Annotated in this window: 16 protein-coding genes; 12 read left to right on the top strand and 4 right to left on the bottom strand. The window is 41.1% G+C overall.

Annotation, left to right across the window (positions count from 1 at the left end; all coding sequences use genetic code 11):
• Position 1 precedes the first annotated feature (1 nt).
• The 12 genes from AC04NP_RS12635 (at position 2) to AC04NP_RS12690 (ending at position 14,208) form a co-directional block, all read left to right on the top strand.
• Positions 2-1,198, top strand: coding sequence for a glycosyltransferase family 4 protein (locus AC04NP_RS12635; RefSeq protein WP_482860117.1), 1,197 nt, complete (start codon positions 2-4; stop codon positions 1,196-1,198).
• A 10-nt stretch (positions 1,199-1,208) separates the two neighbouring features.
• Complete coding sequence (locus AC04NP_RS12640) at positions 1,209-1,799, top strand: acyltransferase (RefSeq protein WP_482860118.1); 591 nt, start codon at positions 1,209-1,211, stop codon at positions 1,797-1,799.
• 55 nt (positions 1,800-1,854) lie between these two features.
• Positions 1,855-3,039, top strand: a complete 1,185-nt coding sequence (locus AC04NP_RS12645; RefSeq protein WP_482860119.1) for a hypothetical protein — start codon at positions 1,855-1,857, stop codon at positions 3,037-3,039.
• Positions 3,032-3,919, top strand: a complete 888-nt coding sequence (locus AC04NP_RS12650; RefSeq protein ID WP_482860120.1) for a glycosyltransferase family 2 protein — start codon at positions 3,032-3,034, stop codon at positions 3,917-3,919. The genes AC04NP_RS12645 and AC04NP_RS12650 overlap by 8 nt, the downstream gene beginning before the upstream one ends.
• Positions 3,907-4,752 carry a glycosyltransferase family 2 protein gene (locus AC04NP_RS12655; RefSeq protein WP_482860121.1) on the top strand — a complete coding sequence of 282 codons (846 nt, stop codon included), beginning with the start codon at positions 3,907-3,909 and terminating at the stop codon, positions 4,750-4,752. Before AC04NP_RS12650 ends, AC04NP_RS12655 begins: the two co-directional genes overlap by 13 nt.
• A gap of 9 nt (positions 4,753-4,761) precedes the next feature.
• On the top strand, positions 4,762-5,910 hold the full coding sequence (locus tag AC04NP_RS12660) for an N-acetyl sugar amidotransferase (RefSeq protein WP_482860122.1): 1,149 nt from the start codon (positions 4,762-4,764) through the stop codon (positions 5,908-5,910).
• A 4-nt stretch (positions 5,911-5,914) separates the two neighbouring features.
• Entirely contained in the window at positions 5,915-7,045 is a 1,131-nt protein-coding gene (locus tag AC04NP_RS12665) for an N-acetyl sugar amidotransferase (protein ID WP_482860123.1), read from the top strand.
• A 10-nt stretch (positions 7,046-7,055) separates the two neighbouring features.
• Complete coding sequence (gene hisH / locus AC04NP_RS12670; protein ID WP_482860124.1) at positions 7,056-7,697, top strand: imidazole glycerol phosphate synthase subunit HisH; 642 nt, start codon at positions 7,056-7,058, stop codon at positions 7,695-7,697.
• 433 nt (positions 7,698-8,130) lie between these two features.
• Complete coding sequence (locus AC04NP_RS12675; RefSeq protein ID WP_482860125.1) at positions 8,131-9,882, top strand: HYR domain-containing protein; 1,752 nt, start codon at positions 8,131-8,133, stop codon at positions 9,880-9,882.
• A gap of 23 nt (positions 9,883-9,905) precedes the next feature.
• Positions 9,906-10,940, top strand: a complete 1,035-nt coding sequence (locus AC04NP_RS12680) for a PorP/SprF family type IX secretion system membrane protein (RefSeq protein ID WP_482860126.1) — start codon at positions 9,906-9,908, stop codon at positions 10,938-10,940.
• Between the two features lie 441 nt (positions 10,941-11,381).
• Positions 11,382-13,400, top strand: a complete 2,019-nt coding sequence (locus AC04NP_RS12685) for a response regulator (protein ID WP_482860127.1) — start codon at positions 11,382-11,384, stop codon at positions 13,398-13,400.
• 100 nt (positions 13,401-13,500) lie between these two features.
• On the top strand, positions 13,501-14,208 hold the full coding sequence (locus tag AC04NP_RS12690; protein ID WP_482860128.1) for a LytR/AlgR family response regulator transcription factor: 708 nt from the start codon (positions 13,501-13,503) through the stop codon (positions 14,206-14,208).
• Between the two features lie 18 nt (positions 14,209-14,226).
• Here the strand turns inward: AC04NP_RS12690 and AC04NP_RS12695 are convergent, their stop codons facing one another.
• From AC04NP_RS12695 to AC04NP_RS12710, 4 genes are all read right to left on the bottom strand, one after another.
• Positions 14,227-14,610: a response regulator gene (locus AC04NP_RS12695; protein ID WP_482860129.1), complete on the bottom strand. Its 384-nt coding sequence runs from the start codon at positions 14,608-14,610 to the stop codon at positions 14,227-14,229.
• 12 nt (positions 14,611-14,622) lie between these two features.
• A complete protein-coding gene (locus tag AC04NP_RS12700; RefSeq protein ID WP_482860130.1) occupies positions 14,623-17,007 on the bottom strand; it encodes an OmpA family protein in 2,385 nt (794 codons plus the stop codon).
• Between the two features lie 15 nt (positions 17,008-17,022).
• Positions 17,023-17,940 (bottom strand): PorP/SprF family type IX secretion system membrane protein, encoded by a 918-nt coding sequence (locus AC04NP_RS12705; protein ID WP_482860131.1) that lies wholly within the window; start codon positions 17,938-17,940, stop codon positions 17,023-17,025.
• A 34-nt stretch (positions 17,941-17,974) separates the two neighbouring features.
• Positions 17,975-20,087, bottom strand: a 2,113-nt coding sequence (locus tag AC04NP_RS12710) for a putative Ig domain-containing protein (protein ID WP_482860132.1), incomplete at its 5' end; no start/stop codon positions are given.

Raw genomic sequence — 20,087 nt, forward strand, 5'->3', positions numbered from 1 at the left:
TATGAAGGTTTTATGGTTAGCTCCCATCGCTATGATCAAAAACCGGGAAGTAATAATGCCTCCCTGGATCAGGACATTAGCGCATTCATTGGTAGAAAAGGGTAGGATTGAACTGACTATTTTAAACTACCATTCCCGCCTGGATCAAAAATCAGTTACCATCCATCAAGGAAAAATCGAATGCGTTTTTCTTAAAACGCCTGTACCAAAGAAGGACTTCATCCGGCTTTACAGGCAGAGAATTAAGATAATCAGAGATTACATAAAAAAAAGGGAAAATGAGCTTGATATGATTCATATCCATGGAACCGAGCATCAGTATGAATCATCGTTGACTGGGATTAACCTGCCGGTGATTTTATCTATGCAAGGTGTTATGGAAGCATGTATTAAAGCCTTACCTCAAAAATTTAGCTATACCTATTTATCATGGAAAATGGCCGCAGCTTTTGAAAGGATCAATATCACGAAGATCCAAAACTTTATGTGCAGGACCCATTTTGATAGAAACTTTGTAAAAAAACACAATCCCAAAGCCAAAATATTCAACGTTTGGGAAATGATACGGCCGGCTTTTTTCGAGGATTTTAATGTCTCCAATAAATCCGATACCCTGTTGTTTGCCGGCGGTTCTCACCCTGTAAAAGGGTTGGATCTGGCACTCGCAGCTTTGAACGATTTACATAAACGTGGTCAGATTACGATAACCTTGAAAATAATTGGAAATGCTAAAGCTGAGGAGGTAAAGAGAATGATAAAAAAAAATAATCTTGAGTACATTGAAACACACCATATTGAAATCCTGGGATTTGTGGATGAGCGGGAGATAGTAAAAATTTATCAAACCGTATTTGCTTTGATACACCCTTCACTAGTAGATAACAGCCCAAATACGGTTTGTGAAGCCCAGGTGTCAGGTCTGCCGGTTATCGCTTCAGATGTAGGTGGTGTGAGGTCATTGATAGACCACAATGAAACTGGAATTCTCACTTCTCTTCATTACGAAGCCCTGGCCAATGAAATTTTGAAATTGAAAATTGACCCGGCATTATGGCATAAGATTTCAACAAACTCCAAAAGAATGGCCCGGTCCAGGCACGACAAAAATTCAATACTGACAGATACATTGACTATCTACAAAGATATGATTACGGATAAAAAGTATGAACCTGCTCTTTCTACTATACCGACTTTTTAAACGATTACAGATGAAAGCTTTAAAGTTTTCAGACTTTCTCTGGATCCGGTTCCATCTGGCCTTCAACAAAGTAGATTTCAAACGGGATCTCAAAACAAATGGGTTGCCTGTAATACGTGTGCACAAAACAGGATATATGCAAATCGGCAACAAATTCAGAATAAACAATGGAAAATACCATAACCAAATCGGCAGACAACAACCGTGTTATTTTATTGTAGGTAAATCTGCCAAACTGATCATTGGGGATCATGTAGCAATGAGTGGGGTGGCCATTGTGGCTTTGCTGGAAGTGAGAATTGGCAATAATGTAAAAATAGGTGGAAATACAGTAATATATGACAGTGATTTTCATTCCTTGAACTTCCGGGTGAGGCAGGATGACGGGCGCGATATCGCCGAGAGAAAAAACCGGAAAGTAAATATTGGATCTGACGTATTTATCGGTGCCCACAGTATTATCCTGAAAGGGGTCAATATCGGTAACAAGGCAATTATAGGAAGCGGCTCGGTCGTCACCAAAAACGTTCCGAAAAATCAGTTATGGGCAGGTAACCCCGCCCGCTTCATCAGGGAACTGGGGGGAGGTGATGAAAATTAATTTAACGAAATATCATTCCTTAACTGCTGCACTGTTATGTTTTGGGTTGTTGCATATGAGCTCTAACGCTTCAACCATCGCGCTTTCGGACTGGGTTTTACTGGCTTTTGGCCTGTTTTCGATGCTGTTGTTCAGGATTGGGAAATTGAAGGTTGATAAATTCTTTTTCCTTTTTACCCTGTTTTACATTGGCCTGAGTTTTTTGTATGTATTCAAATTCGGTTGGTTAAACTTTACAGCCACGGCCAGGGTCTACTTGAAGATTTTGCTGGCATATATGGTAATCAAAGTAGTAGGACAGGATTTCTTCAGAATACTGGAATCCATCATCTATAAATTATCATTCATAAGCCTGCCATTATTTACATTACAACTGCTCATACCAGAAACATTCACGGAGTTAAATGGATTTTTAGAGTTCCTCATCCCTCCTGTAGATAAAGGAGGGGTACGGTATACAAACTCCATTATTTTCTCAGTAAATCCATGGGGTATAGGCAGGAACAGCGGTTTCATGTGGGAACCGGGCGGTTTTGCAGCCATATTGGCCATTGGTATCTACCTGAATTCGATCTTCAGCGAATTTCGTTTCAATAAAAGATTTGTGGTCATGAGCATTGCTATGTTTACTACATTTTCAACCGCTGGTTACATTTTATACATGATCCTCATTGCCTTCTACATGTATAACACAAATGTCAAATATTTTGTCCTCACCGCGCCAATTGCCATCTTATTGGGCTACTTTCTTTTAAATTCTGATATTGTTAAGGGAAAAATAGAAGAAAGATTTCAGAGCAGAAATAAAACAATTAACAATCTGGAAACCTATTCCCAAGAAAGGAAGGCGATAAGCATCGGAAGGTTCGGCAGTCTGATCGTTGATATCAATGACTTAGCGGATCATCCCATTATTGGTTATGGCCTGCAGGCTGAAGAAAGAACCAACAACCTTTACATTGACATGGTCAGGGTCAATGGCTTTAGTGATTATCTGGTGAAGTTTGGTTTGGTCGGTACAATACTGATGCTATTCAATCTACGGAAAATAGAATCACTATTGAAAAGAAGTTATTACTTTCGGGGACTTTTTATACTGCCAGGAATTGTACTGCTTCTTTCTTTTTCAAATCCGCTATTGATTACCCCTTTGTTTTTTGGTTTTCAAATTGCCGGATGGGTGTTGGCTGAAAAAAACACATCAAAAACTATTAACAAATCAATTTTCAGTTATGATTAAGATACTTTCTGTCATTCCTACACATAACCGCAAAGATTGCCTCAGCGAAGTATTGTATGACTTGTCTGGTCAGTACTTCGGTGACATGGCCCTGGAATGTCAAATTGTTGTTGTAGCAGATGGCTCTACAGATGGAACCCTGGAAATGCTGCAAAAGGATTTTCCGGAAGTAACAGTGGTACAGGGACCCGGGGATTGGTGGTATACGAGAAGCATAAACCAGGGTTTTACTCATGCCCTTCAGTACAACCCGGACTTAATTCTTGCTTTGAATGATGATATACGGTTACCACCTGATTACATTAAAAACATCATTTCAGCATACAAAAGTATTGCCCTGGATTGCATCATTGGATCGGTGGCTATCTCTCATTCAAAACCCCAAAGGATCACATTTGCCGGGGTAAAACAAATAATATGGTGGCGTTACAAGCAAAAAAATTACGCAGTAAACGGCCAAAACCCCGGCGATTTGCCGGACATACCGGTAAGACCCTCAGTTGTATTGCCCGGAAGGGGAATGTTGATCTCAGCAAGGATTTTGAAACAGCTTCACTTTTTCGATGAACAACTGCCTCAATACGGTTCGGATGATGATTTTTGCCTTCGGGCATCCCAGTTGGGATTTCCCGTTTACATATCTTACAAAGCAAAGGTATTTAGCAAAGATGAGCTGACAGCCATTGGTCATCCATCAAGAAAAGCCAGTTTACCAACATTCATCGCTTCTTTTTTCAACAAATATTCCCCGCGTTATCTCCCAAAAACCTATAGAATGATCATCAGGCATGGAAACGTATTTCTTTTCCCGTTAACCATGGTTATTGTAATTATCGGGTCATTTAAAGCATACTTTAAAAACAGATTATGGAGTTTTTAGTTATTACACCGGCAAAAAATGAAGGGGAGTTCATTGAGAGAACCATCCTCTCAATGATAAAGCAGACTATGCGACCTGTAACCTGGGTAATCGTCAATGACGGGTCAGTTGACAAAACCTATGACATTGTTAAAAAATATACCGGGAAATATCCCTGGATAAAGATTATTAACATTCCTAATACATCAGCGCCCAGATCAGGAGGGTCAAAAGTTGTCCATGCCTTCAACGCCGGGTTAAAAGCATTCGGGCATGTGATGTATGATGTGGTGGTAAAGTTGGATGCTGATCTTAGCCTGCCACCCTATTACTTTGCAGAGGTGTCAGAATGCTTTACAAAAAATACGGATGTTGGCATGTGTGGGGGTTATTGTGTCATACGGAAAGGGAATAAATTGGTCAAAGAACACTCTGCCAGTTATCATCTAAGGGGCGCATTGAAAGCTTATCGAAAAAAGTGTTTTCAGGATATCGGAGGTTTACAACCTGTTTGGGCCTGGGATGGCATAGATGGAATGACCGCCAGGTACAAACACTGGAAAATTAAAATTCTTGATTTACCAGTTATCCACCACCGTCCGACATCTTCAGCCTACCATGCACTGGCACATTCAAGGAAGTCTGGTTTTGAGGCATACCGGACCAGAAGCGGCTTTTTCCTTTCAATGCTGCGAAGTTTAGTGCGAATCAGGCAAAAACCATTTCTGCTCAACTCACTCTGTTACATGTCGGGTTATATAAAAGCCTGGAGGTATAATGAGTCCAGGCATGTTTCAGTGGAACTAGGAAGGTTTATAAGAAAGTTTCATTACAAAAGAATTTTTCACATATAAAAATAAGAAATGAAAAGCTGCAAAAGGTGTGTTATGGATGAAACTGACCCACTTATCAGGTTTGATGGGGATGGAATTTGCCAGTATTGTCAACTGCATGATACCCTCGAAAGTCAATATCCGCTCAATAACTCAGGTAAGGATCAGTTAGAAGCATTGATTAAAAGGATCAAGCAGACAGGAAGAAAACGGAACTATGATTGCATTATTGGTGTAAGCGGTGGAACAGACAGCACCTACCAACTTCACCTGGCCAATGAACTTGGGCTGAGGGTTCTCGCAGTGCATTTTGACAATGGCTGGAATTCGGAAATTGCCGTAAGCAATATCAAAAAAGTGACCGACCGATTAGGCATTGACCTGGTAACTTATGTGGTTGACTGGGAAGAGTTCAAAGACCTGCAGCTATCTTTTCTCAAAGCCTCCACACCTGACTCTGAAATCCCAACAGACCTTGCCATCCAGGAAACATTATACAGGATAGCCAACCAGGAGAATATTAAGTTTATCATCAACGGTCATTCTTTCCGAACTGAGGGGAAAGTGCCGGTGATGTGGAGCTACGGGGATGGACGATACATAAAAGCTGTACAGGCCAGGTTTGGAAAAATTCGGTTGAAAACCTTTCCTAATTATACACTTTTCAGCCTTTTTTATTATGCCTGTATCAGAAAGATCAGACAGGTAAGGCTGTTATATTATTTCCCCTATGAAAAAAACAAAACCAAGTACCTTTTAAACAAAGCGTATGGATGGGAGGATTATGGGGGCCACCATTACGAGTCTGTGTATACAAGGTTTTATCAGGGGTATATACTGCCAAGAAAGTTCGGGATTGATAAAAGGTTAAGGGAGTATTCGGCATTGATACGAAGCGGACAGATGCAAAGATCAGAGGCTATCCGCAAGCTTAATGAGGAAAAGCCCATGTCCGAATCACAGGTTGCCAGCGACCGGGCCTACGTGCTGAAAAAACTGGGGATAACTTCAGAAGAATTTGAAGATATTATGTCCGCAAAGCCAAAGTCTTTTTTGGATTATCCCAGCTATTACAGCACTATCAGAAGGTTTCGCAAACCCATTCGCTTTTTATATAAGCTTGTATCGCCGACCACGCCCCTGCTATTAAGTGAAATGTCTGCCGGAAATAAAAATTGAATTTATGAATGATAAAATATGTACCACCTGCATTTTGGATACTACAGTTCAGGATATTTGGTTTGACGAAACAGGAGAGTGTAAATATTGCAAAATCCATCACGAGATGGACAAGCAATTCCCACTTAACAGCACGTCATCCTCCAGGCTTCAGAAACTTGTCGAAAAAATAAAAAACAAATCAAAAAACAAACCATTTGATTGTGTGGTAGGTGTAAGCGGAGGCAGGGACAGCACCTACACCTTGCTGACAGCGGTGAAACTCGGATTAAGGCCATTGGCAGTTCATTTTGATAATGGCTGGAACACGGAAATATCAGTACGCAACATAGAAAATGCAGTCAATAAGCTGAATGTCACTTTGCATACGGTAGTGGCCGATTGGGAAGAATTCAAAGATTTACAACTGGCATTTTTAAAAGCCAGTGTTCCGGATGCAGACGTACCGACTGATTTTGCCATTTACTCCGTGCTGTATGATGTTGCCGCCAAAGAAGGCATCCCGTACATACTGAATGGACACTCATTCCGTACCGAAGGAACTTCACCCATTAGCTGGACCTACATGGACAGCAGATACATTCGTGCCGTACATAAAAAATTCGGATCGGGTAAAATTTACAGTTTTCCACTAATGACAATTACCGGGCTTTTGTATTATTTGTTTGCCAAGCGAATAAAGGAAGTCAGGTTAATGGAGCTAATTGACTACAAAAAGAACGAAGTAGATGAGACCTTAAAGCATGAACTCTCCTGGGAGTACTATGGGGGGCATCACCATGAAAATACTTTCACAAAGTTTTTTCAATCTTATTATTTACCCCAAAAATTCAATATAGATAAACGCAAAACAGAGCTATCCGCCCTGGTTCGTTCCAATCAATTGACCCGGAGTGAAGCGTTGACCATTATCGAAGAAAACGCCTACGAATATGATAACAGGGTGATCGATTACGCCATCAATAAACTGGGTTTGACAAGCGCTGAATTTGATGAGATAATGGCCACCGACAACCAGTCACACAGTGATTATCCCACATTATTAAAAACAATCAGAATGGCAAAGCATCCTATCAGATTAGCCACAAAACTAAAATTATTACCCTATATCCTTTATTTAAAATATGCCAATTAAAAAACAAGCTATGATTATAGGAATAGTAGATTATGGAATGGGAAATTTGAGATCAATAGAGAATAAACTTGCTTACTTTGATAAAAAGTTCTTTTGTTCATCCGATCCGGAACAGCTAAATACCGCTGATAAACTTATATTACCAGGGGTTGGGCACTTCGCCAGAGGAATGCAAAATCTTAAAAACAAGGGGCTCATTCCTTTTTTGGAGGACTTTGTCATTCATAACAAAAAACCGGTTTTGGGGATATGTTTGGGTATGCAGCTTTTTTCAGAATACAGCGAAGAAGGTCACGTGGAAGGCTTAGGCTGGATTTCGGGCAATACGAAAAAAATAATCCTGCCATACCGCGAAAACCGCCCCTGCAAGGTGCCCCACATGGGATGGAATACTTTACAGAACATCAAAAGTTCCCCACTTTTTGAAGGAATAGAGCCTGGTGATTCGTTTTACTTTGTTCATTCTTACCATGTTTGCTGCGATGAAAGCCGGGATATCGCGGGGGTGACCGAATACGGCATTAAGTTTTGTTCTGCAGTAGAGAAAGACAACATTCTTGGTCTTCAGTTTCATCCTGAGAAAAGCTATGATTCGGGGTTTAAATTAATTAAGAACTTCGTCAACCAACAAAAGGAGAAAGTTTACCTGTGAGGTATTTAATTTTCATAAATCTTTTATCGGGCAAACATAAATTAATCTTTAAGTTTTAAAATATATCCAGTACGTTAGAAATAGACATAAATTTAAAAGTTGACCAGATGAAGGTCTCCCTGTTTCAAAATAAAAAATGCCGTTTCTTTAAAATTTTGATTGAGTTTAACAGAAATTACCTATTAAATGAGTATAAGGGGTTCAATTATACAATAATAAAATCCCTGATTGTAATTAAATGTGGCTATTGTATTCATTATGCTGTTATTCAAGCTATTTTGTCACTTTCTTACGCTGATCTTGAAGTCAGCGGATCGATGATTATTGGATTTCTGAACTAAATTGTGGTATTTAGTTTCAAAAAAATTTCCTGCCTCAAATTTGATAACCAGCCTGTGGTATTTCTTGAGTAGTGTGGAAGGTATAAGATGTTATGAAATTCTATCTGTTTATATGGAGAAGTATCCTGGTTTCAGGAATTCTGGCCGTACAGGGGCCACTAACTTTATTTGCTTCACCATTTTTCTCAGATTTCCAGCCATCAATTAGCGTATTGATTAACGGAAATCCTTTTGCCAGTGACCTGACGTATGACTTTGGGGATGTAATTATTGGTAACAGTGGGCAGGTGATTTTTGAAATCCAAAATAATGGCAACCGGAATCTGACACTCGCCGGCTCCATTTCCGGTGATGCGGACTTTAGCATTGCCTCACTTTCAAATGCAATAGTAACTCCCGGTAATTCCGCTTTCCTGGCAATTGATTTTAATCCTGTTTGTGGATTTGAATTACGTGATGCTGTGGTGGAAATAACCAGTAATGATCCTGCATCACCTGTCTATAACCTCAACCTTAGAGGATCAGCGATTGATGCAATTCCACCACTACTTTCCTGTCCGGGGGACTTAACTTTCTTCTTACCAACCGATACATGCCAGATGTTAATTCATGGTATTGAAGCCATTACCGGACCTGACAACTGTGGGGTAACTTTTTTGTCCTATGCTTTGCTAGGGGCCACAGAGGGGGACGGAACCGGCAACGTGGATATCCCATTAAATGCAGGAGAAACGATTATTCAATATTTTTATCATGATGGTAAAAACCTGGTAAGCTGCTACTTTACCGTAAATGTACAAGACACCATCCCCCCTCAGCTCTCATGCCCTGAAAACAAGGTTGTAATACTTACCCCTGACAACTGCGATGGAATTGTAGAAGATATCGATCCGCTTGCAGAAGACAACTGTGACGAGGCACAAATAACGTGGACACTAACAGGAGCCACCTCTGGAAATGGCCAGGGGACTGCAAGTGGTCAGCCTTTTAACAAAGGTATTACAACGGTTGAATACATGGCTGTGGGTGGTAGTAATAACCAATCCATATGCACTTTTGAAGTTGAAGTCCGGGACGCAGACGAACCTGTTTTCACTTCATGCCCATCTAATGTGGTTCTTTACCTGCCACCGGGGAAATGCGACAGTGCATTTACGTATGTTCCTCCTGTGGCAGTAGATGGTTGCAACGGAGAAATCAACAGCGTATTGGTTTCAGGTCTTGCCAGTGGGGACAGTTTTCCCGTCGGTATTAATTCAGTGGAATATGCTGCCGTTAACGTCAATGGAATACAAACCACCTGCTCCTTTGATGTGATCGTAATTGGGCCGTCTCTGCAAGTTGAAAACTGTCCTGAGGACATAAGCACGTTGGATCCGCTTGTTACATATCCAGTGCCAGAACCTCCCTCGACCTGTAGCAATGTTATCGTAGAACTAATCGAAGGTATACCCAGTGGCAATATTTTTCCCCTGGGAAAAACGAAAATTTCCTATGCAGTGTCCGATCCGTTCGGTAATAGTATCGTATGCAATTTCATTGTTACGGTAGAGTCCGGTTCGGTTTTCGTGCCGAATCTGTTCTCACCAAATAATGATGGGGTAAACGATTATTTCCGCGTTGATGGCCAGGGGATCATGAATTTTTCACTGGTGGTCTATGACAATGAGGGAAGAGAATTATATCGTACCAATGATCCGGCCAATGAGGGATGGGATGGCACCTACCGGAATAAACCGATGCCTGAAGGTATTTATATTTGGGTCATCGACGGATCGTTTCAAAGTGGCAAACCATTAACCTATGAAGGCGAAAATGTGGGAAGTATAGCGCTGGTGCGATAAATGCTAATGTAAACTAAGTAACTATGGAAAAAAAATGGATTGTGATCATAATGTGTTGGTTTTCTTTATCCGGTCAAAAAAACCTGGTGGCACAAAACCCGGAGTATATCCAGTTTCATCTCATTCCTGCCTTAAATAACCCGGCTGAAATTACCACCTTCAAATCCTCTACAGCCTCATTTATTTACGGAGTACGATCATTCCCAACCAATTTCAGTTTTAAAAACCCTTCACTACACTTTGTAAAACCCATCTTTGAGGCAAGGTATTCTCCGGTCAGAAAAGGGGCATTTAGCTGTTCTATCATTAACGAAAAAGCCGCTGCTCATGGAATGCTTAACACCACCACGGTTAACTTAGGAGGCGCCTACCTGATGCGCATCAATAAAACTTTGGCCCTTTCTTTCGGGTTGCAGTTGGCGAACAGTCTGGTCTTTCTCGATGAATCAAAAATTACCACCTCCAACCAGTATTCCATTAACGGTTTTGATCCTCAGTTGAGCTCAGGAGAAACCTTCATGACAACGAATCTGCACATGCTGAGTATCAATTCAGGTATAAGCCTGAGTATAAATGACAGTGACAATGCACCAAGGGGGGATTTGGGAGTAGCTATATTTAACCTTAATCAGCCATCAAACTCTTTCACCAACTCAGACTCCAAAGCCGATTATAGAATTAATTTATCGGGAAGTTACCGGATATTCAGCAAAAACAATCTGTCACTGACTCCAAACTTCAGATGGATTTCACTGGACAACCGAAAAGTTATAACGGCAGGGGCAACCCTCAGAAAACATGTAAACTCTAAAGAACGCAATGGGGAGGTATACAATAACTTCTTCGGATTAAGCACATGGGCCAATGACCTGGGTTTACTGACTTTCGGTGCTGAATTCAAAAGAAAGGAATACCTTCTAAGTGTAGCTTATGGTAGCAATGTTTTCGGAGGTGTAGAGGAAAGTAGTATTTCCAACCTGTTCGAAGTATCTGTGCATTGGAGTTTCCATCGTATTCAATACGAGGAAGATCCGGCCAAGATAATGAATGATCAGTAGGTCTTGTCGCTAATGGTCTCTGAAACCAGCTTTGGCTATCAATGTAAGTTGATCTCGTACATTCGCCTTTTTCTTCAAAAAATCTTCTCTCATAATCAACCATGGAAATCTTTCCTACAGCAGATTATCATCCGGAAAAGTTTAATTGCCTACAAAAACAAAATTCAGATCGCAAGTCACATGCCTATTTCAGATGGAGAAAGGCAGATTAAAGGGTAATCCTTCATACACCAACAATACAAAAAAACCTAATTCATGTAATTAAACATCAAAATCCGCACAACTAGTTTGAGGTACATCATTTATTTTAATGGATAAGTAACAAGCAGAAAATTCTTTACGCACGATATGCATGGGGAATAGAAGAATGAAAAGATGGGTAATGCAATATCTTTAAAGAAAAGCCATATCCAAAGGCTTAGAGAGGCACTAAGATTATATTTGAAACAATTAAACTTACCTGGAAGGCTCACGACTTACATTGGGAAAAAAAATGAGGCCAGAACTTCCAGGGCTGTTTTAAAAGCTGAGGATTCGCGCTTTTTCTCACTCATTGAAAATACTGGCGACACTTTCTGGTCTATAGATAAGGAATTCAGGTTTTTAATGTGCAACGCTTCTTTCAGAAGAATTGTCGAACGGCAAAAGGGTTCCTCACCAGTTCCCGGAGATCTTGTCGAACTGGACTATTTCCCTGAACAAAGTGCAGAACTTTGGTGGGATTTATACAGCATGGCCCTGAAAGGCAAAAGCTTCAGTACTGATACACCCGTAGACTTTGGCGGAGAGATGAAAACCATTGAACACTATTTTAGCCCTGTGCTCGGTAAGGAGGGGGAAGTAGTGGGTGTCACTGTCATCGGAAGGGATGTTTCTTTAAGAAAAGTGGTGGAAAGGGAAATCATCTCAGCTAAAAAAAAGGCAGAAGAAGCAACCAAAGCAAAAGCGGAGTTTTTGTCTACCATGTCACACGAGATCAGAACTCCTCTCAACGCGGTAGTCGGCATCACCCACCTGTTACTGAGACAATCTCCACGTAAAGATCAAATTGAGTATCTCAATACCCTGAAATTCTCTTCGGAAAACCTCATGATGTTGGTGAACGATGTCCTGGATTACAACAAGATTGTGGAAGGAAAACTTCAATTGGAAGCTATTGCTTTTGACCTTCCGGAGCTGATCCAGGGGATCAAGCACTCTTTTATACTTAAAGCTGCACAGAAAAACATAGGCTTCAAGGTGATGCTGGATGACAAAATTCCCTCGTTGCTGGCTAGTGATAAAACAAGAATTGCCCAGATATTAAATAATCTTATTGGAAATGCCATAAAATTTACTAAAAAGGGTGAAGTTGGACTAAAAGTAACGCTGGATGAAGAATTAAACGATGAGGTAGTGGTTGGATTCCTGGTGCATGACACTGGTATCGGCATACCGGAAAACAAGCAGGATATCATTTTCAATCGATTCACTCAGGCCAGCGCCGACACTTCAAGAAAGTTTGGTGGTACCGGTCTCGGTCTTGCCATCACAAAAAAACTGTTGGAATTACTTGGTTCCCGCATTCATGTGAAAAGTAAAACAGGCAAAGGATCACAGTTTTATTTCAGCCTTCGTCTTAAGAAAGCGCGTGTGACCAGCCACTTTAAACTTGATTTTGAAACTTCCAAAGCATCTTACAATAAAAGCCTGAACGGCATAAGGGTATTGCTTGTGGAAGACAATCAGGTTAATCAGTTAGTGGCTGCCGAATTTTTGAAACGATGGAAAACCCGGTTTATGGTAGCGAATAACGGAAAGATGGCCGTAAAAATGGCAAGGGAAAACGATTTTGACATAATTCTGATGGATCTGCAAATGCCCGGGCTGGATGGTTATGAAACCTGCAGAATAATCAAGCAAATTAAAGATAAGGCGCAGAATATTCCGGTAATTGCCCTCACTGCCAATGCCATGCAGGAAGTTAAAGAGAAAATATATCATGCTGGAATGTCTGATATTGTAACCAAGCCAATTGATCCGGATGAGTTATTCAAAAAAATGCTTAACTATACCGATAACCAACCTCATATGGGCCATGCTGAAGCCATCCATATTTTTAACACAAGCCGCAAAAACATCATAAATATCTCCAAACTGGATCAAATTGCCGAAGGCAATAAGCAATTTTTCAAAGCCATCATGGCTTCTTACCTCGAAGAGCTAACCCAGTTCAGTGCCAGGTATCCAGGTATTATCAGGGCCCGAAACCTGAAAAACTATAAGGCGGCAAAGCACAAAATAAGCCCCTCTTTAAAATTGTTTGGTGCGGAAGATCTGGAAAAACTGATTATTTCAGGCGAGTCATTGGTCACATCAAAAAACAATCTTCCAGCCGATCAAAAAAGGCATCTCAGCGAGATCCGGCAACATATTGAAAAAATAATGATGGTTTTGCGTTATCAACAAAATACCAACTAAAGTAGATATTTGCTGATCCGGCGTGAATCTGCAATCATCGAACGATTACGAACTTTTTTCAACGGTTTTTTTTACACTTTCAACCCAAGAAGACTCGAAGATGAATGAAAGCAGGATTAAATGCATCATCGTTGATGACGATTTATTATTTCAGACTATTCTCAAAGGGTTCATTGATAAAACCGGTTTCCTGGAAGTTGAGGGAGTTTTTTCCAACGCTATCGATGCAGCCGGTTTTTTGTCCGACCATCCGGTAGACCTTATTTTTTTGGATGTGGAAATGCCTGAAATGAGTGGTTTCGAATTATTACGGGCTCTGGAGAACCCCGCACAAATAATATTAATCAGCAGTCAAAACGAGTATGCGATAGAGGCGTTTGAATATAATGTGACAGATTATCTGTTGAAACCTATTGATGATTACTCACGGTTTGTGAAAGCTGTATTACGTACAAGAGCGGTTATCGACAAACAGAAAGCAAAACATAACAGCTACGAGCGTTATGTTTTTATCAAAGAAGACAACCGGTTTATTAAAATAGATCTGGAAAGTATTTATTTTGTTCAGGCTTTTGGGGACTACATAAAAATAATTACCAAGGAAAAAACACACATCATCTACGATAACCTCAAAGAAATTAAAGAAAAACTTCCGGGAATTGATTTCATGCAGGTTCACCGGTCTTTTATTGTCAGAATTGACAAAATTGACAGTCTGGATGCTTCCGTATTAAAGGTTAACAATCAACTCATCCCGGTTAGCCGCTCTTTTAAGAAGGAAGTGCTTGACCGTATTAAAATGCTTTAGGCTAAAGTTAAATACAGGTTAATTCGTTTTTTTCAGACAATCTTCTATTTTGACTTTGAGCAAGGCAGGGTCGATGGGTTTTGACATGTAATCATCTAGTCCTACGTCTTTGATGCCTTCATAATTTTCAACGGTAAGCGCATAGGAAATTGCAATGATCGGCGTTTCTCTGGTATTTCTGTTCTCATGATTCCTGATTTTTTTTACCGCGGTCAAGCCATCCATTACAGGCATTTCGATATCCATCAGGATCAAATCAAAGTGGTTCGACTCCAATTTTTGCAAAGCCTCCAAACCATTGTCGGCGATAGTAAATTCATAGTTCCACTCAGCCAGTAACTTGGCCATAATCATTCTTATGATTTCCGCATCTTCTGCCACAAGGATTTTTGCTTTCCCCATTGATTCTTCAGTCTATTCTTTGATAATAAGTCTGAATTCAGTCCTTCTGTTCAATTGATGATTTTCTTCAGGGCAGGGTTTGTTATCATCACAATCATTGACAAGCTTCTTCTCCCCTTTATGATCGGTGGTGATCCTTGATTCAGGAATCTGCCTTTTGGCCAAATATTTACTAACCGCCTCAGATCTGTTTTTGGAAAGCCTGATGTTGTAGTCATTACTGGCCCTGCTATCGGTATGAGAGGTAAGAACCAGGTGAATATCGAGGTATTTGTTCATCAAATCAATAATATTGTCCAGTTCAACCCTGGCATCTTCCCGTATTTCAAACTTGTCGAGATCATAATAAATATTTCTGATAACAAATAACCTCTTCTCCCCATTATTTCCGGCTGATACTTCAGAATGTAAGGGGCCTAAAGAATCAACAGCTTTTAAAGCGCCACGCGTAACAGCCGAAAAATATTGAACTGAGTCGTTATTGTTAATAACTACAACGGCTATTTGATCTTCAGGCTCTTTTTGCTCAGGTGTCAGTAGCACCGAAACCTGGGTCATGTTTAATCCAAGGTCATTAGTTTGTATTAGTAACAAATCGTTTTCTTCGGTGTTATTCAGTTTTCTGAGCATATACTTACTTTCAGGTTTTCCTTCAAAAGTTATCTCTTTATTATTGAACTGAAACGGAATTTCTTTTCCTGAGCCTACTTCAATCAATCTAAGATCTTCGCGCTCAATTTTTTGGGAAGTGTTAGAAGCCCATGCTTCATCCATGTTTTCGATAGCAAATACTTTATAATCAGGATCATCGGAAACCAGGCTTCCTATATCTTTCTCGTATTGCATGGGCAGTTTTACATATTTCCTGGCAGACGGATGCTCCTCTGGTTCTATACTTATATCCCGTTTGATAACTTTATCGTCGTTGACAATCGCAATAAGCTGGTAAGAGCGACCGGGAATACCTTGGAAAACCAGCTTATGATTTTCATGACCCGTTGGAAGCTCCTGCCCCGTGATATGATCCACAACCATTATGTCATAGGGTACACCGACTGGCACATCCTCGGGATCCACTACTTCTGTCACCACGGTAACCTTGTGAATGAGAACCTTATAGATATCGTCGTCCCCGGCACCTTCTGGCCTGCGTGAAGAAAAATACCCAATATTGCCTGCTGAATTGACAATCAGAGCAAAATCATCCTTGGCGGAGTTAATGGGATAACCCAAATTGTAGGGTGGCGTGTAACTTTCATCCAAAATTTCTGATTTGAAAATGTCCAGTCCTCCCAAACCATCCCATCCGTTTGAAGCAAAATACAAGGTATGGGTGTCACTCAGGTAGGGGAACATCTCATTTCCTTCTGTATTGATATCGGGACCAAGATTCAAAGGTGCTGTCCAACTTTCATTTTCGAAATAGGACACATACAAATCTGTGCCTCCCAAACCACCGGGCATATCAGATGAAAAATAAAGTCTTTTGCCATCTGCACTAATAGTTGGGTGACCGATGGAATATTCATCATTGTTAAATGGAAGTGGCTGAATATTATTCCACCCACCATCTGAAGATTTTTCAGCACTAAAAAGTTTTAGCTTGTTGATACCATCCTGACTCTTTCTTTCCTTTCCCTGATGGTAATTATTTCTGGTAAAAATAATATTTCGATCTTCGTTATAAAATGTAACCGGCCCTTCATGAAATTTGGTATTGACCTTTTTATGAAATTTTTTTGGACTGGCCGGATTACCATTTTCGTCAAATTCACTGTAAAACAAATCGAGAAAGGCTTGTTCTCTCCGGTTATAAACACTCCTAATGAGACTTTCTGTGGGCCTTTCGGAAACAAAAACCAATCCGTTTCCATAGTACATGGGCGCAAAATCGGCTAACGGAGAATTAATAGTAATTTTTTCAATCTTGTAGGCAGCCGAGTCCATATAATACTTGCCAATGTTATTGGCGGCCTGGAATTTATTTATCCCCCTTCTGTCACCTTTCACCTCACGGCAAAACTCCTTGTACCAGACTTTTGCTTTCTTATATTCACCATTGCTACTAAGCGCTTCAGCATAATAAAATTTATGGATTGGCGTGATCAAATCCTCGTTTCCTATCACCTCTCCGTACCATATGGCTGTGTTTTTTGTATCATTCAAAAGACGATAACACTCAGCAATTTTAAGCTTTATCTCATCCCTCTCTTTATCCTCAAGTACATTTTCGTAGGCTTCAATAGCCTGTCGGTATGAAAAATGGTAAAACAATTTATCTCCCCGCTTTTCATGATTAGCCAAATGTGTTTTCATATTCTTTTGGCCAAAAATTCCATTGGTTTGCCATAAAAAAATCAGGAGTAAACCAATAACTTTCATCTTATTCTTCATCATCAGCAACAATCTTTTTTAAAAGTACCGGGGGGTAACCACCCGCGACCTGGAAAATGTGAACCGGTAGTTTAACATAATTTCGTGTGAGCCGGAATTAACCCTTCTTAATTCTGTAGTGGTAGCAAAATCATAGGCATATCCCAGTTGTAATTGATCCGTAATCTGTAATTGTACCAAACCGTCGAAAGAGTCGAAAGAACGCCATGATAAACCCAGCCAAAGCACTTCATTGATAAGCAAATTAGCATTGAGGTCCAACTCAGCCGGTGCACCCTCCACTATTTTCAATAGCATATTCGGTTTGAGCTTTAAAGACTTGTTTAAATCCAGTACATAACCGTAGGTTAAGAAGTAATGTCTGACCATTTTCGAGTCGGAGTCTGTATTGTTTCTGTCAAACCGTTGTTCTACCATCTGAGGAACAGAGAACCCGAGATAAAACTTTCGTGAATAGTAATATGCCCCAAAACCGAAATTAAAATGTGCTTCGCTTATATCACCCGTAGCAAAATTGGGATCCGTATCCGAAACCTGGCTGTATCTCGCCATATAATGAGTTACACCAGCCTGCAGACCGAGGGAAAGCTTGCTTCCGTTTTCAAACGGAACCTTGTAGGCATAAGCCCCATATACGCCGTTCTGATCTGTTACCCCAATTTTATCATGCAGAAACAATAACCCTAATCCGAATTTTTGATTTTTAATTGGGGTATGTACAGATAACGTTTGGGTGCTCGGCGCACCATCCAAACCCGTCCATTGTTCCCGTACCAGCGCACTGATACTCATCGATTCGTGTGTGCCGGCATAACCCGGGTTAATGGCCATAGCATTAAACATATATTGTGTAAACATCACCTGTTGTTGTCCATAACTTACACCACTGCACATGAAAACTACCAGCACTATTATTAATTTCAATATTTTTATCATCAGACTTCTTTTTAACACATTTCAACTCGGTTATTTACCTTTTAATTATCACATAACCACTAAGGGGTTTGCTACCGTCTCCCAGGTCAATTACATAGAAGTAGGTACCATCAGGAACTTCTTTTCGTCCTACTACATACTTACCGTTCGTCTGTCCTCTCCAGGCCTTTTCTTCATTATTGTAACCTTCCACGAAAAATACCTCGTTACCCCAGCGGTTGAATATGCTGACGTTATTGTCGGGATAATTTTGTATTCCATCGATATGCCAGTAGTCATTATTTCCGTCATTATCAGGTGAAAATCCTTTGGAAAGTGCCAGTCCACAGCGGTCTGCATCCAGATAATCCTCGATACCATCCTGGTCGCAGTCATCGTTAGTGAGGTCGCCATTCTGGTCAAAATCCTCGTCTATGGTTTCAGTTCCGTCATTATCATCATCATTATCCAGATAGTTAGGGATGCCGTTGCCATCAGTATCATCATCGGTAGGGTCATTGTTTTGATCAATATCTTCATTTTCAGTTGGAATACCGTCGCCATCATCATCAGTATCCAGATAGTCAGGAATGCCATCACCATCGGTATCATCACCAGGGTTCCCATCCTGATTCACATCTTCCGTAAGTGTAGGCACACTATCACCATCATCATCCATATCCAGATAATTGGGTATACCATCACCATCAGTATCGTCATTGGTGGGATCAGCATCACCGTTAATATCTTCCATGGCAGTAGGTATTCCATCATCATCATCATCGGTATCCTGGTAATCCGGAATCCCATCAACATCAGTATCCACTGGTGTCTCATTTAATCCCGGGCCACCGTTATCGGTATCAAAACTGTCGTCAATACCATCGTTGTCAAAATCATTGCCTGCCGGAGGTATCCCTGTTCCACTCTCATTCCAATCCGGCAACTGATCATTATCAGCGTCTGTATCCAGATAGTCGGGTATATTGTCTTCATCCGTATCCACAGGATTCAAATTATCGGTTCCGGACTCTTCATCATCTGAAATACCGTCGTTATCTGAATCCGGATCCTCAAAATCCGGTATACCATCCATGTCCGTATCGACCGGGTTGCCGCTGTCCGGTCCAACTTCAACTGTATCTGGTATGCCGTCGCCATCGGTATCGTAAGGCAAAATAGTAAATTCAATAGGTTGGCTTGTTGTTCCCCCTTCGTTATCGACAGTTTCTATTTCAATTGTAAATGTCCCCTCGGCCAACACTGAAGCATCGGACACTGTAATTTCACCGGTTACCGGGTCTATTGAAACACCCGGCGGCAAACTGCCTTGGGTTATGGTGGTGCTTACCAATGGCCCGTTACTGTCGCTGACGCTGACAAGAACATTCCCATTGTTATAATTATTAACATTAGCAGGAGGAGCCGCCGAGTTGGTAGCTTCAATATCTTCGTTGATCACCATGGTTACAGGTAGTGTAGTAGTTCCGCCTGCTGCATCTGTAATCGTTATATCCACTGTATAAGTTCCTGCAGCCAGTTGTGTGGCGTCGTTGACCGTGATCTCACCTGTCACCGGGTCAAGGGTCATCCACGTGGGTAAGGTACCGGAGGCGATCACTGCACTGGTAATCGCTCCATCCGCATCTGCTACGCTCGCTAATTGATCACCGTTGGAATAACTATCTTCGTTCTGGGCAGCATTCACAGTGTAAACAGCTTCCGTATCAGGGGCAATCACAATGCTTACCGTCTGCGTGGTCTCTCCGCCATCTGAATCAGTCGTCGTAACATCTACCGTGTAAGTACCATCAGCGACTTGAGTTGCATCGTTCACCGTAATTTCACCAGTAGTCGCATTCAGGCTCATCCACGTGGGCAAGGTGCCTGAAGCAATCACAGCGCTCGTAACCGCCCCATCTGCATCCGTTACACTCGCCAATTGATCGCCGTTGGAATAACTGTCTTCATTCTGGGCAGCATTCACAGAATAAACAGCCTCCGTATCAGGGGCAATCACAATGCTGACGGTCTGAGTAGTCTCTCCGCCATCTGCATCGGTGGTCGTAATATCTACCGTGTAAGTACCATCAGCGACTTGAGTCGCATCGTTCACCGTAATTTCACCAGTAGTCGCATTCAAACTCATCCACGTAGGCAAAGTGCCT

This window comes from Agaribacillus sp. DX54 (genome assembly GCF_056858335.1).

Bases quoted from the DNA above. Each gene is read 5' to 3' on its own strand.
- AC04NP_RS12635 (WP_482860117.1), top strand. From the start codon at position 2: ATGAAGGTTTTATGGTTAGCTCCCATCGCTATGATCAAAAACCGGGAA.
- AC04NP_RS12640 (WP_482860118.1), top strand. From the start codon at position 1,209: ATGAAAGCTTTAAAGTTTTCAGACTTTCTCTGGATCCGGTTCCATCTG.
- AC04NP_RS12645 (WP_482860119.1), top strand. From the start codon at position 1,855: ATGAGCTCTAACGCTTCAACCATCGCGCTTTCGGACTGGGTTTTACTG.
- AC04NP_RS12650 (WP_482860120.1), top strand. From the start codon at position 3,032: ATGATTAAGATACTTTCTGTCATTCCTACACATAACCGCAAAGATTGC.
- AC04NP_RS12655 (WP_482860121.1), top strand. From the start codon at position 3,907: ATGGAGTTTTTAGTTATTACACCGGCAAAAAATGAAGGGGAGTTCATT.
- AC04NP_RS12660 (WP_482860122.1), top strand. From the start codon at position 4,762: ATGAAAAGCTGCAAAAGGTGTGTTATGGATGAAACTGACCCACTTATC.
- AC04NP_RS12665 (WP_482860123.1), top strand. From the start codon at position 5,915: ATGAATGATAAAATATGTACCACCTGCATTTTGGATACTACAGTTCAG.
- hisH (WP_482860124.1), top strand. From the start codon at position 7,056: ATGATTATAGGAATAGTAGATTATGGAATGGGAAATTTGAGATCAATA.
- AC04NP_RS12675 (WP_482860125.1), top strand. From the start codon at position 8,131: ATGAAATTCTATCTGTTTATATGGAGAAGTATCCTGGTTTCAGGAATT.
- AC04NP_RS12680 (WP_482860126.1), top strand. From the start codon at position 9,906: ATGGAAAAAAAATGGATTGTGATCATAATGTGTTGGTTTTCTTTATCC.
- AC04NP_RS12690 (WP_482860128.1), top strand. From the start codon at position 13,501: ATGAATGAAAGCAGGATTAAATGCATCATCGTTGATGACGATTTATTA.
- AC04NP_RS12695 (WP_482860129.1), bottom strand. From the start codon at position 14,610: ATGGGGAAAGCAAAAATCCTTGTGGCAGAAGATGCGGAAATCATAAGA.
- AC04NP_RS12700 (WP_482860130.1), bottom strand. From the start codon at position 17,007: ATGATGAAGAATAAGATGAAAGTTATTGGTTTACTCCTGATTTTTTTA.
- AC04NP_RS12705 (WP_482860131.1), bottom strand. From the start codon at position 17,940: ATGATAAAAATATTGAAATTAATAATAGTGCTGGTAGTTTTCATGTGC.